The organism is Rahnella perminowiae (genome assembly GCF_019049695.1).
GTDB lineage: Bacteria > Pseudomonadota > Gammaproteobacteria > Enterobacterales > Enterobacteriaceae > Rahnella > Rahnella perminowiae.
The window spans coordinates 83909-105171 of sequence record NZ_JAFMOT010000181.1 but is presented as its reverse complement, the minus strand read 5'-3'; the positions used below and the strand labels follow the sequence as shown (position 1 = coordinate 105171).

The 21263-nt window shown below is 52.7% G+C and carries 18 protein-coding genes and 1 riboswitch; of the genes, 11 read left to right on the top strand and 7 right to left on the bottom strand.

What is annotated here, in order from left to right; genetic code table 11:
- The first annotated feature begins 165 nt into the window (after positions 1-165).
- The 5 genes from J1781_RS16335 to J1781_RS16315 all read left to right on the top strand — a co-directional run bounded on the left by J1781_RS16335 (position 166) and on the right by J1781_RS16315 (position 6573).
- Positions 166-1728: an MFS transporter gene (locus J1781_RS16335; RefSeq protein ID WP_217233894.1), complete on the top strand. Its 1563-nt coding sequence runs from the start codon at positions 166-168 to the stop codon at positions 1726-1728.
- The gene (gene yiaK / locus J1781_RS16330) at positions 1715-2728 is read left to right on the top strand and encodes a 3-dehydro-L-gulonate 2-dehydrogenase (protein WP_129952172.1); all 1014 of its coding nucleotides are present in this window, start codon (positions 1715-1717) and stop codon (positions 2726-2728) included. The genes J1781_RS16335 and yiaK overlap by 14 nt, the downstream gene beginning before the upstream one ends.
- 191 nt (positions 2729-2919) lie before the next feature.
- On the top strand, positions 2920-4134 hold the full coding sequence (gene rspA / locus J1781_RS16325) for a starvation-sensing protein RspA (protein WP_129952171.1): 1215 nt from the start codon (positions 2920-2922) through the stop codon (positions 4132-4134).
- A gap of 11 nt (positions 4135-4145) precedes the next feature.
- Positions 4146-5159, top strand: coding sequence for a Zn-dependent oxidoreductase (locus tag J1781_RS16320; RefSeq protein ID WP_129952170.1), 1014 nt, complete (start codon positions 4146-4148; stop codon positions 5157-5159).
- A 124-nt stretch (positions 5160-5283) separates the two neighbouring features.
- On the top strand, positions 5284-6573 hold the full coding sequence (locus J1781_RS16315; RefSeq protein WP_217233893.1) for an MFS transporter: 1290 nt from the start codon (positions 5284-5286) through the stop codon (positions 6571-6573).
- 75 nt (positions 6574-6648) lie between these two features.
- Here J1781_RS16315 and J1781_RS16310 read toward each other — a convergent pair whose 3' ends face one another.
- Together J1781_RS16310 and J1781_RS16305 are read right to left on the bottom strand one after the other, a co-directional pair.
- Entirely contained in the window at positions 6649-8622 is a 1974-nt protein-coding gene (locus J1781_RS16310) for a glycoside hydrolase family 127 protein (RefSeq protein WP_217233892.1), read from the bottom strand.
- 22 nt (positions 8623-8644) lie between these two features.
- Complete coding sequence (locus J1781_RS16305; protein ID WP_129952167.1) at positions 8645-10054, bottom strand: MFS transporter; 1410 nt, start codon at positions 10052-10054, stop codon at positions 8645-8647.
- Between the two features lie 272 nt (positions 10055-10326).
- On the opposite strand from J1781_RS16305, the gene J1781_RS16300 reads away from it, so the two are divergent.
- From J1781_RS16300 to J1781_RS16290, 3 genes are all read left to right on the top strand, one after another.
- Complete coding sequence (locus tag J1781_RS16300) at positions 10327-11163, top strand: AraC family transcriptional regulator (protein ID WP_217233891.1); 837 nt, start codon at positions 10327-10329, stop codon at positions 11161-11163.
- A gap of 90 nt (positions 11164-11253) precedes the next feature.
- Positions 11254-11940, top strand: a complete 687-nt coding sequence (locus tag J1781_RS16295; protein ID WP_129952165.1) for a GntR family transcriptional regulator — start codon at positions 11254-11256, stop codon at positions 11938-11940.
- A 122-nt stretch (positions 11941-12062) separates the two neighbouring features.
- Complete coding sequence (locus J1781_RS16290) at positions 12063-12911, top strand: hypothetical protein (protein ID WP_217233890.1); 849 nt, start codon at positions 12063-12065, stop codon at positions 12909-12911.
- A gap of 7 nt (positions 12912-12918) precedes the next feature.
- Here the strand turns inward: J1781_RS16290 and thiD are convergent, their stop codons facing one another.
- Positions 12919-13719: a bifunctional hydroxymethylpyrimidine kinase/phosphomethylpyrimidine kinase gene (thiD, locus tag J1781_RS16285; RefSeq protein WP_129952163.1), complete on the bottom strand. Its 801-nt coding sequence runs from the start codon at positions 13717-13719 to the stop codon at positions 12919-12921.
- Positions 13706-14524 (bottom strand): hydroxyethylthiazole kinase, encoded by an 819-nt coding sequence (gene thiM, locus J1781_RS16280; RefSeq protein WP_129952162.1) that lies wholly within the window; start codon positions 14522-14524, stop codon positions 13706-13708. The genes thiD and thiM overlap by 14 nt, the downstream gene beginning before the upstream one ends.
- Before the next feature lie 34 nt (positions 14525-14558).
- A riboswitch (TPP riboswitch) is annotated at positions 14559-14657 on the bottom strand.
- A 165-nt stretch (positions 14658-14822) separates the two neighbouring features.
- On the opposite strand from thiM, the gene J1781_RS16275 reads away from it, so the two are divergent.
- Together J1781_RS16275 and J1781_RS16270 are read left to right on the top strand one after the other, a co-directional pair.
- Complete coding sequence (locus J1781_RS16275; RefSeq protein ID WP_205951575.1) at positions 14823-15245, top strand: GNAT family N-acetyltransferase; 423 nt, start codon at positions 14823-14825, stop codon at positions 15243-15245.
- A 138-nt stretch (positions 15246-15383) separates the two neighbouring features.
- Positions 15384-16043, top strand: coding sequence for a DUF3313 domain-containing protein (locus tag J1781_RS16270; RefSeq protein ID WP_217233889.1), 660 nt, complete (start codon positions 15384-15386; stop codon positions 16041-16043).
- Between the two features lie 70 nt (positions 16044-16113).
- On the opposite strand, the gene J1781_RS16265 is transcribed toward J1781_RS16270, so the two are convergent.
- Positions 16114-17007 (bottom strand): LysR family transcriptional regulator, encoded by an 894-nt coding sequence (locus J1781_RS16265; RefSeq protein ID WP_217233888.1) that lies wholly within the window; start codon positions 17005-17007, stop codon positions 16114-16116.
- An 86-nt stretch (positions 17008-17093) separates the two neighbouring features.
- On the opposite strand from J1781_RS16265, the gene J1781_RS16260 reads away from it, so the two are divergent.
- Positions 17094-17867, top strand: coding sequence for an NAD(P)H-dependent oxidoreductase (locus J1781_RS16260; protein WP_217233887.1), 774 nt, complete (start codon positions 17094-17096; stop codon positions 17865-17867).
- 93 nt (positions 17868-17960) lie between these two features.
- On the opposite strand, the gene guaA is transcribed toward J1781_RS16260, so the two are convergent.
- Positions 17961-19538 (bottom strand): glutamine-hydrolyzing GMP synthase, encoded by a 1578-nt coding sequence (gene guaA / locus J1781_RS16255; RefSeq protein WP_013574385.1) that lies wholly within the window; start codon positions 19536-19538, stop codon positions 17961-17963.
- Positions 19539-19751: 213 nt separating this feature from the next.
- Positions 19752-21218, bottom strand: a complete 1467-nt coding sequence (gene guaB, locus J1781_RS16250) for an IMP dehydrogenase (protein ID WP_015689478.1) — start codon at positions 21216-21218, stop codon at positions 19752-19754.
- Positions 21219-21263 lie beyond the last annotated feature (45 nt).

Below are 21263 nucleotides of genomic sequence, written 5' to 3'. Positions count from 1 at the left end.
TCTGGTCCGATAAAACCCGTTTCGCATACTTGTATGGTAGATATACATTACTTAATTTTACGTGGCCGATGTCGCTGAATACTTCATTTATGAACTTCTGCGGGCACAAACGACGCATTTCTTTTTACGACTCTTATTTATCCGGTGACGGAATGCAGGGGTAGTATGATTAATCATCATAAAGAAAGACCGATATCGGTAAAAAATATGCTGGCCTACGGCGGGGGAGATTTCTTCGGCGGAGGATGTTTTGCGGTATTGGGTCTGTGGATAATGTTTTTCTATACCACCTATGCCGGATTAAGTCCCGCAGAGGCCGGTGCCGTTATTGCTACAGCACGCCTGCTGGACGCTTTTTTCGATCCGCTTATGGGGTATGTCACGGATAATTTCTACCGTAATGCGTGGGGTAAAAAATACGGCCGCCGAGGTTTCTTCTTCTTATTTGGTGCTCCGCTGATTATGGCAACCTACATTATTATGTGGGTCAGCGGCATGGGATTCTGGTATTACCTGCTCACTTATATTTTATTCTATGCCGCTTATACGCTGGCCATTGTACCTTATGAAACACTGGCAGCGGAAATGACCTCCAGCTTTAAAATGCGCACCAAACTGACTGGCGTGAGAATGTTTTTCTCTACCGGCGCCGCGATATTAGCCGCCTGGTTACCGGGTCGGATAATTGCCTATCTCGGTGAAGATTCATCATCATCGTTTCTGATTATGGGCGTCATTTTCGGCGTACTGTTTGCCGTGGTGATCCTGATGCTTTACTTTTACACATGGGAGCGCCCGATCCCGGTTGATGTCGCCGCGCCAAAACTCTCTTTTCGCCGCGACATGAAACATTTGTTTAAATCCCTGATCTCGACGATGAAAGTACGCACCTTCCGTCAGCACGTGGGGATGTATCTGGGCGGTTATGTCGCTCTCGACGTACTCGGTGCAGTGCTGGCCTACTACATTATTTTTGTCCTCGGACAAAACGCCGTGACGGCCTCGAATGCCATGACATTAATGACACTGGTACAGTTTGTCTGTGTCGCCCTGTTTATTTTCCTGTGCATGAAATTAGGTAATGGCGCATCTTACCGTATCGCACAGTTATTTATGTTAGCCAGTGTCGGGTTGTTTTTAGCCATCCATTTATTACAACTGCCGTTTAATATGGCGCTGATTTATCTCTCCGTCATTTTAATGGGTGTTGGCCGTTCAGGTACCAGTTATGTTTGCTGGAATATTTACAGTTTTATTCCGGATGTGGATGAAATGCTGACCGGAAAACGACGCGAGGGGATATTCGCCGGCGTCATGACTTTCGTACGCAAAGCCGTTCAGGCGGTGGCTTTATTTGGGGTTGGCCTGTTATTACAGCATTACGGATTTACCCCGAAAAGCGCAACACAACCTGCTGAAGCCGTGTACGGGATCACGCTGGTATTTGGTACAGGTTCAGTCATCTTCCTGCTGGTGGGTTTATACAGTTCAATGAAATTCCGTCTGACACGTCATAACCATGCGTTGCTGGTCAATGAGATTGAGCGCCTGAAAGCCGGCGGCAGTAAATATGATGTCACACCGGAAACCCGCTTAATTACCGAACAGCTGACCGGCTGGCCATACGAAAAATGTTGGGGTGATAATAATATTCTTAGCCAGACGGAAGAATTATCCACACTCACGCCAGATGATCTCTCAACCGGAGCCGACCATGCAAAGAATTGAATTCAGCCTGATGCAACAGACTATCTTTCACGCCCTGCAAAAAGCGGGACTTGATGAAGCAAGCGCACGTACCTGCGCACGCATACATACAGAGTCCAGTTGCGACGGCATTTCATCCCATGGCCTGAACCGTGTGGCGCGTTTTGTCGATTACGTCAATAAGGGCTGGATTGATATTCATGCCAAACCGGAGCTGGAAAAATCCCTTGGTGCCATCGCCATCTATAATGGCAACCGCGGTATCGGCATCACCAATGCCTTGTTTGCCGTTGATAAAGCGGCAGAGATGGCAAAGGAATACGGTGTCGGCATTGTCGCGCTGAAAAACAGCAGTCATTGGATGCGTGGCGGAAGTTATGGCTGGCATGCGGCACAACAAGGCATGGCGGCGATTTGCTGGACCAATACTGAATCCTGCATGCCCGCGTGGGGCGGCAAAAACACCCGAGTGGGCAACAACCCGTTCGTGATGGCCGTACCCCGTGCCAGAGGCCCGATCGTACTGGATATGGCAATGTCGCAATATTCCTACGGCAAATTACAGGTCACGCGGCTGAAAAATGAAAAACTGCCCTTCCCCGGCGGCTACGACAAAGAAGGTCATCTCACAGACGATCCTGGCCCTATCGAAGCCTCTATGCGTATTTTACCGACGGGTTACTGGAAAGGCTCCGGACTGGCCATTGTGCTGGATGCCATGGCCGCGCTGTTATCGGCCGGATCACCCACCAATGAGATCGACAAAATTGGCAAAGGCAGTTGCACCGGTGCCAGCCAGATTTTCATGGTATTTGACCCGACACAACTCGGGGGTGCCGAATTCACCGAACGCATGGCCGACAGCGTCGCAGACTACGTTAACCAGTCGGAACCTGCCGAAAACAGCCGCGATGTCCGTTATCCAGGCCAGACCGCTGCATCTAACCGTGAACAAAACCGCCGTCTGGGCATCCCGGTCGATGAAGCGGTATGGAACGAAGTTATGCGCCTGGCGGAATAGTCTCCGCTTTTTCCTGCCAAATAACGCCTGTTAACCGCAGGCGTTTTCTTTTTAATCCCTGCAACATTTCCCTCACAAAGTGTGATCCTCTCCGGCAAAAAACGCTAAACATACTTGTATGGTAGTTACCAAAAGGCGTATTTATAACCAAAGAAAATGCATCCTACTTTTACTGCAAAAGGTCGTAACCGATGAAAATCGTGAATGCTGAAGTTTTTGTCACCTGTCCGGGACGCAACTTTGTGACGTTGAAAATCACCACTGAAAGCGGGCTGACCGGCATTGGTGATGCCACACTAAATGGCCGCGAATTACCGGTCGCATCCTATCTGAAAGATCATGTGTGTCCGCAGCTGATCGGCCGCGATGCGCATCAGATCGAAGACATCTGGCAGTTTTTCTATAAAGGCGCTTACTGGCGTCGCGGACCGGTCACCATGTCTGCCATTTCTGCCGTGGACATGGCGTTATGGGACATCAAAGCCAAAGCCGCCAATATGCCGTTGTACCAGTTGCTCGGCGGCGCATCCCGCACCGGCGTCATGGTTTACTGTCACACCACCGGTCATTCCGTTGATGAAGTACTCGATGATTACGCCAAACATAAAGAACTGGGCTTTAAGGCGATCCGCGCACAATGCGGTGTACCGGGCATGAAAACCACTTATGGCATGGCGAAAGGCAAAGGTCTGGCCTACGAACCGGCGACGAAAGGCAACTGGCCGGAAGAGCAGTTATGGTCAACGGAAAAATACCTCGATTTCACGCCAAAACTGTTCGAAGCCGTGCGTAATAAATTTGGTTTCGATGAACATCTGCTGCACGACATGCACCACCGCCTGACGCCCATCGAAGCGGCGCGTTTTGGCAAAAGCATTGAAGAATATCGCCTGTTCTGGATGGAGGATCCGACGCCTGCTGAGAATCAGGAATGCTTCCGCCTGATCCGCCAGCATACCGTGACACCAATTGCCGTCGGCGAAGTGTTTAACAGCATCTGGGATTGCAAGCAGCTTATCGAAGAACAGCTGATCGACTATATCCGCACTACGCTGACGCACGCTGGCGGCATAACAGGTATGCGCCGCATCGCCGATTTCGCCTCGTTATATCAGGTGCGCACCGGCTCGCACGGCCCTTCCGATCTTTCGCCGATTTGTATGGCTGCGGCCCTGCATTTCGACCTGTGGGTGCCGAATTTCGGCGTACAGGAATATATGGGGTATTCCGAGCAAATGCTGGAAGTCTTCCCGCATAACTGGACGTTCGACAACGGCTACATGCATCCGGGCGAAAAACCGGGTCTGGGCATTGAGTTTGACGAAAAACTGGCGGCGAAATATCCGTACGAGCCGGCGTATCTGCCGGTGGCCCGTCTGGAAGACGGCACGTTGTGGAACTGGTAAAGGAGCGAAACATGAACAGCGTCGTTATTGAGCAACCTGGAAAATTAGTCATCGAGCAACGTGCTTTGCCGGTACCTGCCGCCGGCGAAGTACGAGTTCGGGTCAGTCATGCGGGCATCTGTGGTTCAGATGTGCATATTTATCACGGCCACAATCCGTTTGCGAAATACCCGCGGGTTATCGGCCATGAGTTCTTCGGCCACATCGACAGCACCGGCGAAGGCGTCGATACCGCACGTATCGGCGAACGTGTGGTGATCGATCCGGTAGTCAGTTGCGGGCATTGCTACCCGTGCTCGATCGGCCGCCCGAATGTTTGTGCAGAACTGCAGGTTATCGGCGTCCACCGCGATGGCGGTTTCAGTGATTACGCCTGTGCACCGGCGAAAAACGCCTATGTGGTGCCGGAAGTGATCCCGGACAAACTCGCCAGCATGGTCGAGCCGTTTACTATCGCAGCGAATATCACGGCATTTCTCAAACCGACACCGCAGGATACCGCACTGATATACGGCGCAGGTCCGATGGGACTGACGGTGATTCAGGTGCTGAAAGGGGTTTACGGGGTGCAGAAAGTCATTGTCGCTGACCGTATCGACGAACGGTTGCAGATGGCGCAGGCAAGTGGCGCAGACTGGATCATCAATAACAGCGACCGCAGCGTGACTGATGTGCTGGCTGCAGAAGGTATACGCCCGACACTTATCGTCGATGCTGCCTGCCATCCGGCGATCTTACAGGAGGCCATTCTGCTGGCGTCTCCGGCAGCACGTATCGGTATGATGGGTTTCTCCGGCGAGCCGAGCCTGATCACGCAGCAAAGTATCACCAGCAAAGAGATTTCACTGTTTTCTTCACGCCTGAACAGTCACCGGTTCCCGCAGGTTATTGAATGGATGGAGCAGGGAAAAATCGCGCCCGAAAAACTGGTGACGCACTGGATGCCCGCCAGTGAAGTAGAAGCGGCATTAACGCTGTTCGAGAAAGATCAGCGTTCCTGCTGCAAGGTTTTACTGACATTCTGATTTAGCGTTAATTTTTGCAACAAGGCGGGAAGGTTTCAAATATCTTCCCGCCTGCCGTACCTCATATTCTACCTATAAAAACGCAACACTATTAAAACGACACCTACAAGTGGAGCACGCATCTATGTTTAAGAACCTACGCTGGATCATCGTATTCCTGCTGTTTCTGGTTTATATGATCAATTACCTCGACCGCGTTGCGCTGTCGATTACTGTGCCTATGATAGAAAAAGAACTGACCATTAATCCCGAGCAATTCGGCATGATATTTGGCAGTTTCTTCTTTGGTTACGCGATATTTAACTTTATCGGTGGCCTGGCCGTGGATAAATTCGGCCCGACGCTGGTGATGGGATTAGCTGTCGGCTTATGGTCAGTATTTTGTGGCATGACCGCTATCGCGACCGGCTTTTATTCCATGCTGATTTTACGGGTATTATTCGGCATGGCCGAAGGCCCGATTTGTGCTTCGGCAAATAAAATGATCAACGGCTGGTTCCCGAAGAAACAGGCGGCAACCGCGATGGGCTTGCTCAGTGCCGGTTCTCCCCTGGGTGGCGCAGTGGCCGGGCCGATTGTCGGGTATCTGGCAATTTCCTTCGGCTGGCGTCCGGCGTTTATGGTCATTGCCAGTATCGGCATCGTCTGGATGGTGGTGTGGTTCTTTACGGTTGCGGATAATCCGCTGAAAAGCAAACGCGTTTCACCGGAAGAACTGCATTTAGTTGACGAAATGAAGAATGAGCATTTAAGTGAAGAAGAGAATATGGCGCAGGCTTCACACGGTCTTGGGTATTATTTACGTCAGCCGATTATTCTGGTTACTGCATTTGCCTTCTTCTGCTACAACTATATTTTATTTTTCTTCCTCAGCTGGTTCCCGGCTTATCTGGTACAGGCACATGGACTGAATATTAAAGAGATGAGCCTGACGACGGTTATTCCCTGGATTGTGGGTTTTGTCGGCCTGGCATTGGGTGGTTATATTTCTGATAAAATTTTTAATATTACCGGCCGCTTATTGCTGTCGCGTAAAATTATATTAGTGGTCAGCCTGTTAGCTGCGGCTGTTTGTGTCGCACTCGCCGGGATTGTCACCAGCGTGGTTCCGGCAGTCATCCTGATGTCAGTGTCTATTTTCTTCCTGTATACGACCGGTGCGATTTACTGGGCGATTATCCAGGATGTGGTGCATAAATCCCGAGTCGGCGGCACCAGTGGATTTATTCATCTGGTCGGCAGCGTCTCGGGTATCATCGGCCCGGTCGTGACGGGTTTCATTGTTCAAAACACCGGACGCTTTGACAGTGCCTTTATTCTCGCTGGCGGCGTCGCCGCGCTGGGCGCTATTTTGGTGTTCTTCGTGATTAAACCGCCAAAACACCTGCCCGACTCCACGCTGTCTCACAGCTGATGGTCTGAATGTGGATGTCGCTCCCCGTCAACGGGGAGCGCAGCCAATATTCAGTCAGGTTGCAGGATGGCGATTTTATTCGTCCACCCACACCCGCATTTCTCCCTCTCCGCGATTCGCCCAGGTAAAGTACGGTACAAAGGTCAGGGTTTGCGGCACAGTGTCTTCCACAGGCGGATTATAGTGATAAAGCGGCTGCTGACTGGCCTGAACGGATGCCCGGCGCCCGCCCTGAGCCTGCAATAATGTTTTACCGGCGAACAGTCCGCTGCCGGAAATCAGACGGAACGTTGCATCATGCGGCAGGCGGATGTTATGCAGCTCACTGCCGTTGTCAGCCTGCTCAAGGCAATACACCAGCGGCCCCCGCTGCACTGCCACTTTGCCTGCAACGTGCCGCAACAGCGCGTTGCCTTTCACACGTATCACCGGCATCGGCAGTATCATTTCAAGCCGATCGCCTTTCTGCCATGTCCGGGTCAGACGCAGATATCCATGTTGCGTCAGGCTGGCCAGCGCCAGCGGATTACCATTGAGCGAAACCTGCGGGCTGTCACACCAGTCGGGTAAACGCAATGCCAGTGTCGCCTCCAGCGGCTGATCGGTATCGACGTCAATCAGCACGCATTCTGTCCACGGGTAGCCGCCGGACTGTTTCAGCCGCAACGCTTTTCCGCCAATTGACGCTTCGACATCGCTGCCGATATACAGATTGATATCCACACCGTCCGGGCGCTGGGTATAGATATAGTGGCCGAGCGATGTCAGCAGACGCGCAATATTCGGCGGACAGCAGGCGCAGCCGAACCAGCGCTGACGCACCGGTTTTACATGGTCATAAATGTGGTTGAACGGAATGCTTTTCGGATGCACTTCCAGAGGATTGACATAGAAGAAATGTTTGCCATCAAGCGCCATCCCGGCCAGCACAGTGTTGTAGAGCGCCCGCTCCATCACGTCGGCATAACGGCTGTCAGGATCCATCTGCAACATACGGTTGGCGAACATCATCAGGCCAATCGATGCGCAGGTTTCGGTATAAGCCGTGTCATTGGGTAAATCATAATCGGAAGAAAAAGCTTCACCGCTGCTTTGCGATCCGACAGAACCGGTAATGTACATCTGCCGCCGGGTCATGTTTTCCCACACTCGCTGGCACACTTCGCGTTTTTCCTGATCCTGACTCAGCCGCGCCAGATGGGCCACACCGGCATACAGATACACAAAACGTACCGCATGGCCGACAGCCGTTGTCTGCAAGGCCACCGGCACATGCGCCTGGCTGTAGGCCTTGTCTTTCACCATCCACGCCGGTCCGTAGGTATTCCAGTGCGATGTTTTTCCACGTTTTTCATATTCGATATCGTAGAAATGCGGCTGTGTACCCCGTTGCTCAACAAAATAACGGGTCAGGTCAAGATAACGCTTTTCGGCGGTTTGTTCATACAGACGCATCAGTGCCAGCTCAATTTCCGGATGTCCCGGGTAGCCATGCAACTGCTTCTCACCCGGCCCGAAGACATGTGCAATATGATCAGCCAGCTTGCAGACAATCTCCAGCAAACGGGTTTTGCCTGTGGCCTGCACATAAGCCACACCGGCTTCAATCAGATGTCCGGCGCAGTAAAGTTCGTGACATTCAGCCAGATTAGTCCAGCGTTGTTGCGGCTCTTTGACGGTGAAGTAAGTATTCAGATAGCCGTCAGGTTGCTGCACCGCGCCGATCAGCTCAATCAGCTGATCGGCCGTTTCCTCCAGCGCGGGATCCGGCGTTTTCGTCAGTAAATACGCCACCGCTTCCAGCCACTTAGCAACATCACTGTCCTGAAAAACCATACCGTAGAATTCACCATCACTTTGCCCGGCGGCAATACGGAAATTTTCAATCGCGTGGCTTGGTTCGGCGTCGGCGACATCATCATTGAGCGCTTTCCACTGGTACGGCACCACCACCTCTTTCACCAGACGCTGATATTCCAGCCAGAACGCATCGGAAACATTCACCTTTTGCAAAGGCACTTCTAAAGAATCAACCGGAGAAAACGGCATACAACCTCCTGAAAAAGTTAAATTAAATTTTTGCGGCTAAATCGTGCGACATCCGCGACAGCAATTTGTTATCGAGTTTGCAAAACATCAGCGTTCCCGCCAGCAGCAGATGCATCGCCGCCGGTAACAGGGTTTCCAGCAACGTGATCCCGCCGAGTGATGCCGCAGTCTGGTGCTCTGCGCCAGCCTGATAAGAGACCAGAATGAAGACCAGGCTGATGATCCCGGCACTGGATGCCCAGGCCAGTTTGATAAAGAAGAGGTTGAAGGCAAAGTTCATGCCGGAGGAACGGATACCGTTTTTCCAGTGCCCGTAATCATCGGCGAACGCCATGATGGAAAAATGCAGCGGCAACGTGAACCCGAGGATCACGCAGTGTACAAAGATGATACCGAGCCACAATATCTGGTGATGTTCACCGGCAGGAACAAACCACAGCATCAGGGAAAACACCGCCAGTACCAGATTTGTCAGCATATACAGCCGCACGCTGTCGATGAATTTGGTCAGCTGATTGACGATGACCGCGCCGAAAATGGAAGCCAGTGTCACCATACCGAAGAACAGCGAAGCGTAGCCTGCCCCGCCTTTCAGCACATACGTGATGAAATACATGTAGCCGCCGCCGCGCAGATTGAACACATTGATCAGCAGGAAAGACATCAGTAAAACCAGCAACAACTGATCGTTTTTCAGCAATCCGCGGATGTGTTCTTTAACGCTGAACTGCCCGAGCAACGCAAGGGGCAGGCGTTCGCGCACGGTGAAGAAACACCACAGAAACATCACTACCGCCACCGCACACAGCAACCCCACGCCCTGCTGATATCCCAGTGCCGCATTGCCTTTACCCAACACCTGTACCAGCCACGGCAGCCCGACGGATACCATAAAGCCCGCTACACCGCACAGGACAAAGCGCCACGACTGACAAGACATCACTTCGCGATGATCGGTGGTCATGGTGTTAATCAGTGCGCAATACGGCACGTTGATTGCCGTATACGACACGGAAAGCAGGAAGTACGTGAAGAAGGCGTAGGCAATTTTGGCATCTCCACTCAGGCCGGGCACCGTAAAGGTGAGAAACCCGATCACGCCAACAGGTAACGCAATCCATAACTGCCAGGGACGAAAACGTCCCCAGCGACTTTGCGTACGGTCAGCCAGTATGCCCATCAGCGGATCGGAAATCGCATCAATCACCCGCAGGGAAATAAACAGCGTACCGACGATAGCAGGCGTCAGCCCGAAAACATCGGTATAAAAAAATGTCAGAAAACTGGTGATCAGACAGGTCATTATCGTGCCACCGGCATCACCTAATCCGTAACCGATTTTTTCACTGACCGAAAGTCTGGCATGGGCAGAAGTTATTCTGCTCTCTCCGTTTACCGTTGCAGAACCGGTATTAACTGAATCTGTTGGCATTATTTTTCCTCGCTTTTATATCGTTATTAATAAGCTGTAGGAACACAATAAATAAGGCTAATTATGGGTGTCAGCCCTGGATTTAAATAAGGTACGCCATAAATCTGGCATAATGGCCTCATGCCAACAAGAGGAGGATAAAGTAGTTAAACGGGACAATTCCGACTCACGATCAGAATCTGTGAAGCAGATCAAAACCTCTTTAAACCTGGCTGGAGATGCATGTTCTCTATGCTACTGTCAGGTATATCCAGCCTGATGAGTGCCTTAAAATGACTGAAATGCTTACGTTTCCCGTCAATATCCCGGTGAAAGTACAAAACGGCGGTTTGTTCATTTCCCGCGGAATAGGCACACATCCGACCCGGAAACTCAGTTCGCATGAATTAATTTATGTTGTCCGGGGCTCATTGTCTTTACAGGAAGAAAATAGCCGTTTTGATTTACACGAAGGAGAAAGTCTATTGTTATTTCCCGGCAGGGAACATAAAGGCGTCACCACCTTTGATGCTGATTTAAAATTTTACTGGCTGCATTTTGATATTGTGAAAGATATAGCAATAAATAATTCACAGCAAAATAATCCCTCTTTACAGCTGAATATTCCACAACATTGTAAAGTCAGGGACCGCGAAACGCTGCTAACGCTGTTCAGATTATTTTTATATGAACAGGAACGCGGCGGTAATTCTCTGGATCTGTTTCTGCTTTTGCTGCTAGAAGAAGTCTCGCGCACCTGGCCGGAAAATGTTGAACCGGGCGGCCCCGGCGTGGCGCTGGCCTATAAAGCCCGTCAGCTGATTACGACACAATTCCATCTGCCGCTGGGAGCCTCTGAACTGGCGGAACGGCTGCATTGTAATGCTGATTATCTCGGGCGGGTTTTCCGCCTGACCTTTCAGATGACGCTGACAGAGGCGCTGCATAAACAACGGGTCGCGGCAGCAGAAAAACTGCTACTGGCCAATACCGGCAATGTGGCGGACGTGGCACGCCTGACGGGGTTTAACGACGTGGCGTATTTTCGTCGGGTATTTCGTAAACTACTGGGCATTACCCCTGCGGCCTACAAAAAGCTGTATTGCCGTGAGCATATAAACTCCCAATAATTTGATAAAACCTTGCGCTAACAATCTCAAAAACATCAGAAAACTCATGTTAGTATTGGGGTCTTCCGACTTTAAAGACAACTTTTGCCCATGACAGACTCCTTTGAATTTCTCAGTAATGTGCCGGTTAATCAGCAGATTTATCGCACCTTGCGTCAGGACATCGTCACCTGTGCCATCGCACCGGGGGCATTCCTGTCGGAGAAAGAGATTTCCACACGCTTTAATGTGTCCCGTCAGCCGGTTCGCGAAGCCTTTATCAAACTGGCCGAAGCCGGACTGGTTCAGGTTTTACCGCAACGCGGTACGTATGTAATGAAAATTTCCTCCAAACGGGTCGCTGACGGACGTTTCATTCGCGAAGCCGTTGAAACCGCCGTGGTACGCCGTGCAGCCATGGTCGCTACGGACAAAGATCTGGCGCTGCTCGGACATAATCTTGAGCGTCAGACACTGGCAGCAAAGCGTCAGCAAACGCAGGAATTCCTGCTACTGGATGATGAGTTCCACCGCACGATCGCACAAATTATCGACTGCCGTCTGGCATGGGAAACCGTCGAGCACATCAAAGCGACAATGGATCGCGTCCGCTTTCTGACACTCAGCAAAGTGTCACCGCCGGAAAATCTGATTGCACAGCATTATGCGATTTTTGACGGACTGCAAGCGCATGACCCGGACGCCGCAGAAAAAGCCATCCGTATTCATTTGCAGGAAATGATTTCCACCATTACGCCCATTGCTGAACAAAACAGTGACTGGTTTGATGCCGAGTAAGTAAAGGGAGAGAGTACAACACAAGCAGTTTGCGACGGCGTTCAAATTTTGCGGGTTAGCCCTGAAATCTGTATGACAACTTGGTGTAAGCTGTAAACCACACCAATATCGTGGATACTTTTATGCCAGCCGCTGCCACACTGAAAAAAAGCTACTACAGTGCCGATCAGTCACTCTCCCTCTCCCAACTCGATAACGAGAAAATCAGTCAGATCGTCCGGGATCTGGACGTGGCAGAAAGCGAAAAAGAACATTACGTCACGGGCTGGATGGGCCAGAACAGCGTGGTCCTGGTGAGGAATTATCAGGACAAACGGGGCACGTCCAGCGGCCTGGTGATGTCGCGTGGCAATCGTTACAAACTCACCGTTCAGGCCATCACTTTCCGTATCCCCAAAGTGCTGCTGTGGGTCACGTTCCGCCGTAAGCCCCGCACCATGACCGTGATCGCCTATAACAAGCTGGGCGAACAGGCGACCGGCCTGCAACAGTTCATGCATGTGCAGGAGCCTGAACTCAGGGAGAAGCTGGAGCAGGACTGGCGTGAACTGAACGATTATCTCGGCATGGCCTGCTGGCAGATGGATAACAACCGCCCGCAATGGCGCCAGTTGCACGGCGAAATCACGTCGCAATCCCTCGTTTCGCTGGCTGAATCGCCATGGTTCAGCGGTAAAAAACTGCAAAAAGATGGCGAACTGGAAGGGCTGTGGTTGCACGGGCAGTTTATTGGCCGACGCAGCGGCGAACAGGCGGCATTGCTGCTGTCATGGAAAGACGAAGAGAACGACGATATTGCCAGCTATCTGTTTGAACGGATGTCAGCGGACAAAATTCGCGTGATGCTGCGCCCGCGTAAAGAAGAAAAATTCTATCCGCTGAACCCGTTTGATGCCGTGCATTTGCAACAGGCACTGACGAAATTCCGTCAGGCTGAACTGGCGCTGAGTGAAACCCTGCGCCTCGCATAATCTGTGGTTACCACCAGCGGTGGAAATGATGTACCGGCCCGATGCCGTGACCGACGTCAAGTGAATCGGCCTGCATCAGCGCCTGCTGTAAATAGTCTTTGGCTTCACGCACAGCACCGGCCCAGTGTTGATGACGCGGACGTAAAGCGGCCAGCGCGGCCGACAGCGTACAACCTGTGCCGTGAGTATGTCGGGTATTCACACGCGGCGCAGTAAACCGCTCGCGGGAACCCGGTGTAAACAGCCAGTCAGGGCTTTCCTCATCGCTCAGATGCCCCCCTTTCATCAGCACTGCGCCACATCCCATCGCCAGCAGTGCTTCTCCCTGCTCACGCATTTCGGTTTCGTTCACTGCGACCGCACATTCCAGTAACGCCGCCGCTTCCGGCAGGTTTGGCGTAATCATCGAAGCCTGCGGGATCAGCAAACGGCGCACCGCATCAACGGCTTCCGGCAGCAGCAAAGGATCGCCACTTTTCGCCAGCATCACGGTATCCAGCACCACAAACGGTGGCTGATAATGCCGGATCCGCTCCGCCACCGCTTCCACAATCTGGCTGTTTGCCAGCATGCCAATTTTGGTACTGTCGATCCGCACATCGCTCAGTACGGAATCAAGCTGTGCTGAAACAAACCCTGGCTCAATGTTATAGACCGACTGCACACCACGGGTATTTTGGGCTACCAGCGCGGTGATCACACTGGTACCGTACGCGCCAAGCGCCGAAAAGGTTTTTAAATCCGCCTGGATCCCTGCCCCGCCACTCGGATCAGTGCCTGCAATCGTCAGTGCATTAATACGTTTCATTGTCTGCCTCGCCGTTCAGCCATTCTTCGCCCATTAAATACAGATTATCGAGGAATTCAGGCGTGAAACTGCCCGGCCCTTTCACGGCCATACAGGCGCGTTCGCCCGCGCAGGACATCACCCGGCAGGCGGCGGCCACGTTATCCAGACGATCGCCCGGCAAAGCCGCAAAGGCGGCTACTACTGCGGATAGTGCGCATCCTGTTCCCACCACTCGGGTCATCATCGGGTGCCCGCCAGCCACAGCCCAACTGCGCTGGCCGTCGGTGACATAATCGGTTTCACCGGTGACAGCCACGACTGCGCCGGTCTCACGCGCCAGTTGCTGTGCGGCAGGTAAAGCAGAAAAGGAATCATCGCCGCTGTCAACGCCGCGCCCGGACGCACTGACGCCGCTGAGGGCCAGGATTTCGGAGGCATTGCCGCGGATTGCTGCGGGTTTAAGTGTGATGAGTTCACGACAGAATTCTGTACGCCAGTTCAGGCCGCCGACGGCAACCGGATCCAGCACCCAGGGCTTTCCGGCCTGACTGCCTGCCTGAATGGCTGCCAGCATTGCCTGCGCATGGGGATGTGTCAGCGTACCGACATTGACCAGCAGGGCATCGGCGATGGCACTAAATTGTGCCGCTTCGGCGGGATCAACCACCATCGCAGGAGACGCGCCCAGCGCCAGCAGGACGTTGGCGGTAAAAGATTGCACCACGTCATTGGTCAGGCAGTGAACCAGCGGCGCAGCAAAGCGAAGTTGTTTCAGAGAAGTGGCGGCTAAAGCGCCGGGAATGTAGGTAGGTCGGGTATTCATAAGTCTCCCTACCGGCGCTCAAGAAGGCGGTATCAGGAGAGATACCTGACTTCCCTACGCTGGCATAATCCAGATCAGGTAATACGGGTAAAATCTCAGCCCTGCTTTGCAGCGGGCACCCCGAGTCAAGGGAGCATTATTGGCGGCGGAGGTCAGAAGATCAATCAGCAAATGCGTTAAAAAAACAATCAGTGAAGCTTATTGAACTCATTCCGCTTCACTGGCAGTATCTGGGCACAGACCTGAATAACATACGTTGATGAAAAATTTCCTCAGGAGTCAATGCTTGCCCTCAACAATGACTGTACGCCCTTATCAAGAAGCAGACCGCCCGTTTTTACGTACGCTCTATCTGGCCTCGCGCAAGCACACCTGGACATGGCTGGAAGACGATTTTCAGCTGGAAGATTTTGACCGGGCAGTGCTCGGCGAGACAATACTGGTCGCAGAACGTGACGGACATTTACTGGGATTCGCCTCAATTTTCACTCAGGAAAATTTTTTGCATAACCTGTTTGTTGATCCGCAGTATCAGGGAACCGGTGCAGGTTCGGCATTGCTTCACGCTGCTGAAGAAACCTTTACCCGTCAGGGATCGCTGAAATGTTTAGCCAAGAGTAAAAATGCCGTCGCTTTTTATCTGTCAAAAGGCTGGACCATCATCTCTGCGGGGGACAGCCCAAAAGGTGAATACTATTTATTTCATTCACCAAAGAAATAATTGAGAAGAAAATGATTACCCCGAAAAACCTTATTTTCACGGTTCTGACGAATATCATTTTTTCTTTGTCGTTAAGAGGTTAAATTCCGCAGCAGTGCTATACATACGATGGCTTCCTTAAAAATTTCGAGGGTATGAATGAAAACAATTAAACTGATGCAGATTGCTGCAGTGACCGGTGCGCTGTTCCTGGCCGGTTGTACCAGCCATATTACCCAGACAGAAAAATACTCCGGTTTTTTAGGTGATTATTCCGGTCTGAAGGAAGTCAAAACTGCATCAGGTAATCCGGTGCTGCGCTGGATAGATCCTGCTTTCAAAAAAGCCAATTATTCTTATATCAAATACGAACCGATTAAATTCTACCCGGAACCGCAGCCAACGGAACAAATCGACAAAGCTACCTTGCAGGGGGTGCTGGATTACGCCAACAGCCGCATGAAACCGGCACTGGCAGAGCGCATGCCACTGACAGATCACGCAGGGCCGCGCACACTGATTTTCAAAGGTGCCATCACCGGTGTGAACACCTCGGCAGAGGGTTTGCAGTTCTATGAAGTCATCCCGGTCGCGCTGGTCATTGCGGGCACGGAAACCGCCACAGGCCATCGTACGCGTGATACTGAAGTTTACTTTGAAGGTGAGCTGATCGATGCCAGCACCGGCAAACCGGTGATTAAAGTCGTGCGTAAAGGCTTCGGTAAGCAGGTTGCCAACGATACTCAGAAAGTCACTGCTAACGATTTAAAAGTTGTAGTAGACAGCCTGGCGAACGATACCAAGCTGTTCAAAGAATAACTCCCGAAACAGCATAACAATGAGGGCAGCCAGAGGGCTGCCTTTTTTGTTTACCGGGAATGATAAACCTTCAGACTGAATCAGCGATAAATTCCCGTAACCACTGATGTGCCGGGTCACGGTGCGCACGTTCATGCCACACCATAAACATGTCAAAACCCGGTACATCAAGCGGGGCTTCGGTTATCTGCAAAGCAGGATTTCCCCGCACTAAACGTTCGGGCAACATCGCCACCAGATCCGTGGTCATCAGCACCTGAAGCACAAACAGGAAATGCGGTACTGACAAGACCACTCGCCGCGTTAAACCCGCCGCCGCCAGCGCGGTGTCGGTATACCCATAAAATCCGCCGCCGTCGGGTGAAACCATCACATGCTCCAGCCCGCAGAACTCTGTCAGCGTCACCGGCCCGTTGACGGACGGATGCTCTTTCCGGCTGACCAGCACATAGCGCTCGGCAAACAGGAATCTGCTGTGCAGCCCGTTTATTACCGCATCAGAGGTATGAAACGCCAGGTCCAGTTCACCCTGCTCCATTTTGTGGATAATCCGCGCAGGTGATGTTTCAAAAATAGCCAGCCGCGCGGAAGGTGCGGCCATACGCAATGCCCGTAAGGCCGGTAAAACGATAGTGGATTCGCCGTAATCCGCGGCACCCAGAGTCCAGGTAGGGTTCGCCTTTGACGGGTCAAAAACCTCTCCGGCAATGATCGCATTTTCCAGCGCGGCAAGGGCCTGCCGCAGCGGTTCCCGCAATTCGTCCGCACGCGACGTCGGTCGCATCCCCCGCGGCCCCGGCAGCAGCAACGGATCATCAAAAAATTGACGCAACTTAGCGAGCTGAACGCTGACCGAAGGTTGCGAAAGGTTACGGCGCTGCGCAGTTCGCGTGACATTTTGTTCAGCCAGCAAAACATCCAGCGTCAGCAACAAATTGAGATCCAGACGACCGAAATTACTCATCGCTATACCTGCTATATGATCAATTCATTTCAACTATACCTGACGACAACCTACTCTGCCTTTATCCCATTAACGGAGGTTTCGTCATGAATGTATTGATCGTCTATGCTCACCCTGAATCACACTCGCTGAACGGCTCGCTGAAAGATTTTGCGGTCAGCCATTTGCAGGCCAGCGGACACAATGTGCAGATTTCGGATTTGTATGCCATGCAATGGAAAGCCGTGCTGGATGCAGGAGATAACACCGAACCGTCGCCGGGGCCTTTTCACCCTTCGCAGGATTCTCAGCGCGCTTACAAAAATGGCACGCAAAGCGATGACATCGCCGCCGAGCAGGAAAAATTACAGTGGGCGGATACCGTGATTTTCCAGTTCCCGCTGTGGTGGTTTTCAATGCCTGCCATTATGAAAGGCTGGGTTGAACGTGTTTATGCTTATGGATTTGCCTATGGTGTTGGTGAGCATTCCGACACGCACTGGGGCGACCGTTACGGGGAAGGCAAAATGGCCGGAAAACGCGCTATGCTGATGGTCACCACCGGCGGCTGGGAACCCCATTACAGCGCGCGTGGGATTAACGGCCCGATCGACGACCTGTTGTTCCCGATCCACCATGGCATCCTGCATTATCCGGGCTTTACCGTGCTGCCGCCACTGGTGTTCTACCGCACCGGACGCATGGATGAGACCCGCTACGCGCAAATTTGCGGGGAGATGGCTCACCGGCTGGATACAGTAGAAAGCACAACGCCAATTTCATTTCGCCAGCAGAATGGCGGCGATTACGCTATACCGTCACTGATATTGAAACCGGAAATTACGCCGGGGAAAAGCGGGTTTACGGCGCATCTGAAATAATCCCCTGAGAGCATGCCAGGCATAAAAAAACGCCAGTGGATCTTGCGATCGCACTGGCGTTTTTACGGGCGTTCAGCCTTTATTCTTGCTAAATCATTCCCACTCAATCGTTGCCGGTGGCTTGCCCGAGATGTCATAAACAACGCGGGAGATGCCGTCGACTTCGTTGATGATGCGGTTGGAGCAGCGGCCGAGGAAATCATACGGCAGGTGCGCCCAGTGCGCGGTCATGAAGTCGATGGTTTCGACTGCGCGCAGAGAGACAACCCAGTCGTATTTACGACCATCGCCCATCACGCCGACAGAGCGGACCGGCAGAAAGACCGTGAAAGCCTGGCTGACTTTGTTATACAGGTCGGCTTTATGCAGCTCTTCGATAAAGATAGCATCGGCGCGGCGCAGCAGGTCGCAGTACTCTTTCTTCACTTCGCCCAGTACGCGAACGCCCAGCCCCGGCCCCGGGAACGGGTGACGGTAAAGCATGTCGTATGGCAGGCCGAGTTCCAGACCAATTTTACGCACTTCGTCTTTGAACAGCTCTTTCAGCGGCTCAACCAGACCCAGTTTCATCTCTTTCGGCAGACCGCCCACGTTGTGGTGCGATTTGATCACATGCGCTTTGCCGGTGGCAGAGGCCGCAGACTCAATCACGTCAGGGTAAATGGTGCCCTGCGCCAGCCATTTCACTTCATCCTGCTTGCAGGCTTCTTCGTCGAATACTTCAACAAAGACGCGGCCGATGATTTTACGTTTGGCTTCCGGCTCATCCACCCCTGCCAGCGCAGACAGGAAACGTTCTTCCGCCGCGACGTGAACAATATTCAGACCGAAACGGTCACCGAACATTTCCAGCACCTGATCCGCTTCGTTCAGACGCAGCAGACCGTTGTCGACGAACACGCAGGTCAGACGGTCGCCGATGGCGCGGTGCAGCAGCATGGCGGTCACGGAGGAGTCAACACCGCCGGACAGACCGAGGATGACGTGATCGTCGCCGATCTGCACACGCAGACGCTCAACGGCGTCTTCAATGATTTTTGCCGGCGTCCACAGTGCTTCGCACTCGCAGATATCCATGATGAAACGTTCGAGCATACGCAGGCCCTGACGGGTATGCGTCACTTCCGGGTGGAACTGCACACCGTAGAAGCGCTTTTCTTCGTTCGCCATAATGGCAAACGGGCACGTCTCGGTACTGGCAACGGTCACGAAATCAGACGGAATGGCCGTTACTTTATCGCCGTGGCTCATCCAGACATCGAGCAGCGGTTTGTTGTTCTCGCTCAGGGCATCCTGAATGTCGCGGATCAGCGCGCTTTCAGTCTGAACTTCCACCTGCGCATAACCAAATTCGCGCTCGTTAGAACCTTCAACATGGCCGCCTAACTGCATCGCCATGGTTTGCATGCCGTAGCAGACGCCCAGAACCGGTACACCGGCTTCGAAGACGTAGTCTGGTGCACGCGGGCTGTCATGCTCGGTTGTACTTTCCGGGCCGCCGGACAGGATGATCCCGTTCGGGTTGAATTCGCGGATTTGGGCTTCGGTTACGTCCCAGGCCCAGAGTTCGCAATAGACACCCAGTTCACGCACGCGGCGCGCAACAAGCTGGGTGTACTGGGAGCCGAAATCGAGGATCAGGATACGGTGCTTGTGAATATTTTCGCTCATGAGGGGGCGTTTTCCAGAAAGCAATAAAAGCGTTAAAACGGAATATTAATCAGCCCGGAAAATACGGGCTGGATATAAATTTGTAGTGACTCGATCCAGGCGCCCAGGAGGCAAAGCGGAGGCTGGCGAAAAAGCGCAGTTTACATAACGTAAATGAGCATTTTAAGCCAGCTTCCCACGCCGGATCGCCGACGCGCAGCAGCGACTGTGGGATTAAGAACCCATGCGGTAGTTCGGTGACTCTTTAGTAATGGTCACGTCATGCACGTGGCTTTCCTGGATCCCTGCACCGCTGATGCGGACAAACTCAGCCTTGGTGCGCAGGTCGTCGATGGTAGCACAACCGGTCAGCCCCATACAGGAGCGCAGGCCGCCCATTTGCTGGTGGATGATTTCTTTCAGACGGCCTTTATACGCTACGCGACCTTCGATACCTTCAGGTACCAGTTTGTCTGCGGCGTTATCCGTCTGGAAATAACGGTCAGAAGAGCCTTTGGACATGGCGCCCAGAGACCCCATGCCGCGATAGGATTTGTACGAACGGCCCTGATACAGCTCGATTTCGCCCGGAGATTCTTCCGTACCTGCCAGCATCCCACCCACCATCACGCAGCTTGCGCCTGCCGCGATGGCTTTCGCGATATCGCCGGAGAAGCGGATACCGCCGTCAGCGATGACCGGAATACCGGTGCCTTCCAGCGCTTCAACCGCGTCAGAAACAGCGGTAATTTGCGGAACGCCCACGCCGGTCACAATACGGGTGGTACAAATGGAGCCAGGGCCGATACCGACTTTCACCGCGCTCACGCCCGCTTTAGCCAGTGCCAGCGCACCTGCGCCCGTCGCGACGTTACCGCCGATGATTTGCAGATCCGGATATTTTGCGCGGGTGGCGCGGATACGTTCCAGCACGCCTTCGGAATGGCCGTGAGAAGAGTCAATCAGCAATACGTCAACACCGGCAGCCACCAGCGCATCGATACGCTCTTCGTTGCCCGCACCCGCGCCAACCGCAGCACCGACGCGCAGGCTGCCCTGCTCATCTTTACAGGCGTTAGGTTTACGTTCGGCTTTCTGGAAGTCTTTGACGGTGATCATACCGAGCAGATGGAATTGCGCGTCAACCACCAGCGCTTTCTCTACGCGTTTTTCGTGCATTTTCTGCAGCACGACTTCGCGGGCTTCGCCTTCTTTGACCGTCACCAGACGTTCTTTCGGCGTCATGACGGCGGTCACAGGCTGTTCCAGATCGGTCACGAAGCGCACGTCACGACCGGTAATAATACCGACCAGTTCGTTTTCTTCCGTCACGACCGGATAACCGGCAAAACCGTTAATTTCAGTGAGTTCTTTAACCTGACGCAAAGTGGTCGATGGCGTGACAGTTTTAGGGTCAGCAACAACGCCGCTTTCATGCTTCTTCACGCGACGGACTTCTTCCGCCTGACGCTCAATAGACATGTTCTTGTGAATGAATCCAAGGCCGCCTTCCTGTGCAAGAGCAATCGCCAGATTCGCTTCAGTCACGGTATCCATCGCTGCGGACAGCATAGGGATATTCAGACGGATTTTAGCGGTCAGTTGAGTACCGAGGTCGGCAGTGTTAGGCAGAACTGTGGAGTGGGCTGGAACAAGGAGAACGTCGTCGAACGTTAGTGCTTCTTTTGCGATACGTAGCATGGGCAATATCTCACCAAGGTGGATGCGGAAAAGATAAAATATTGC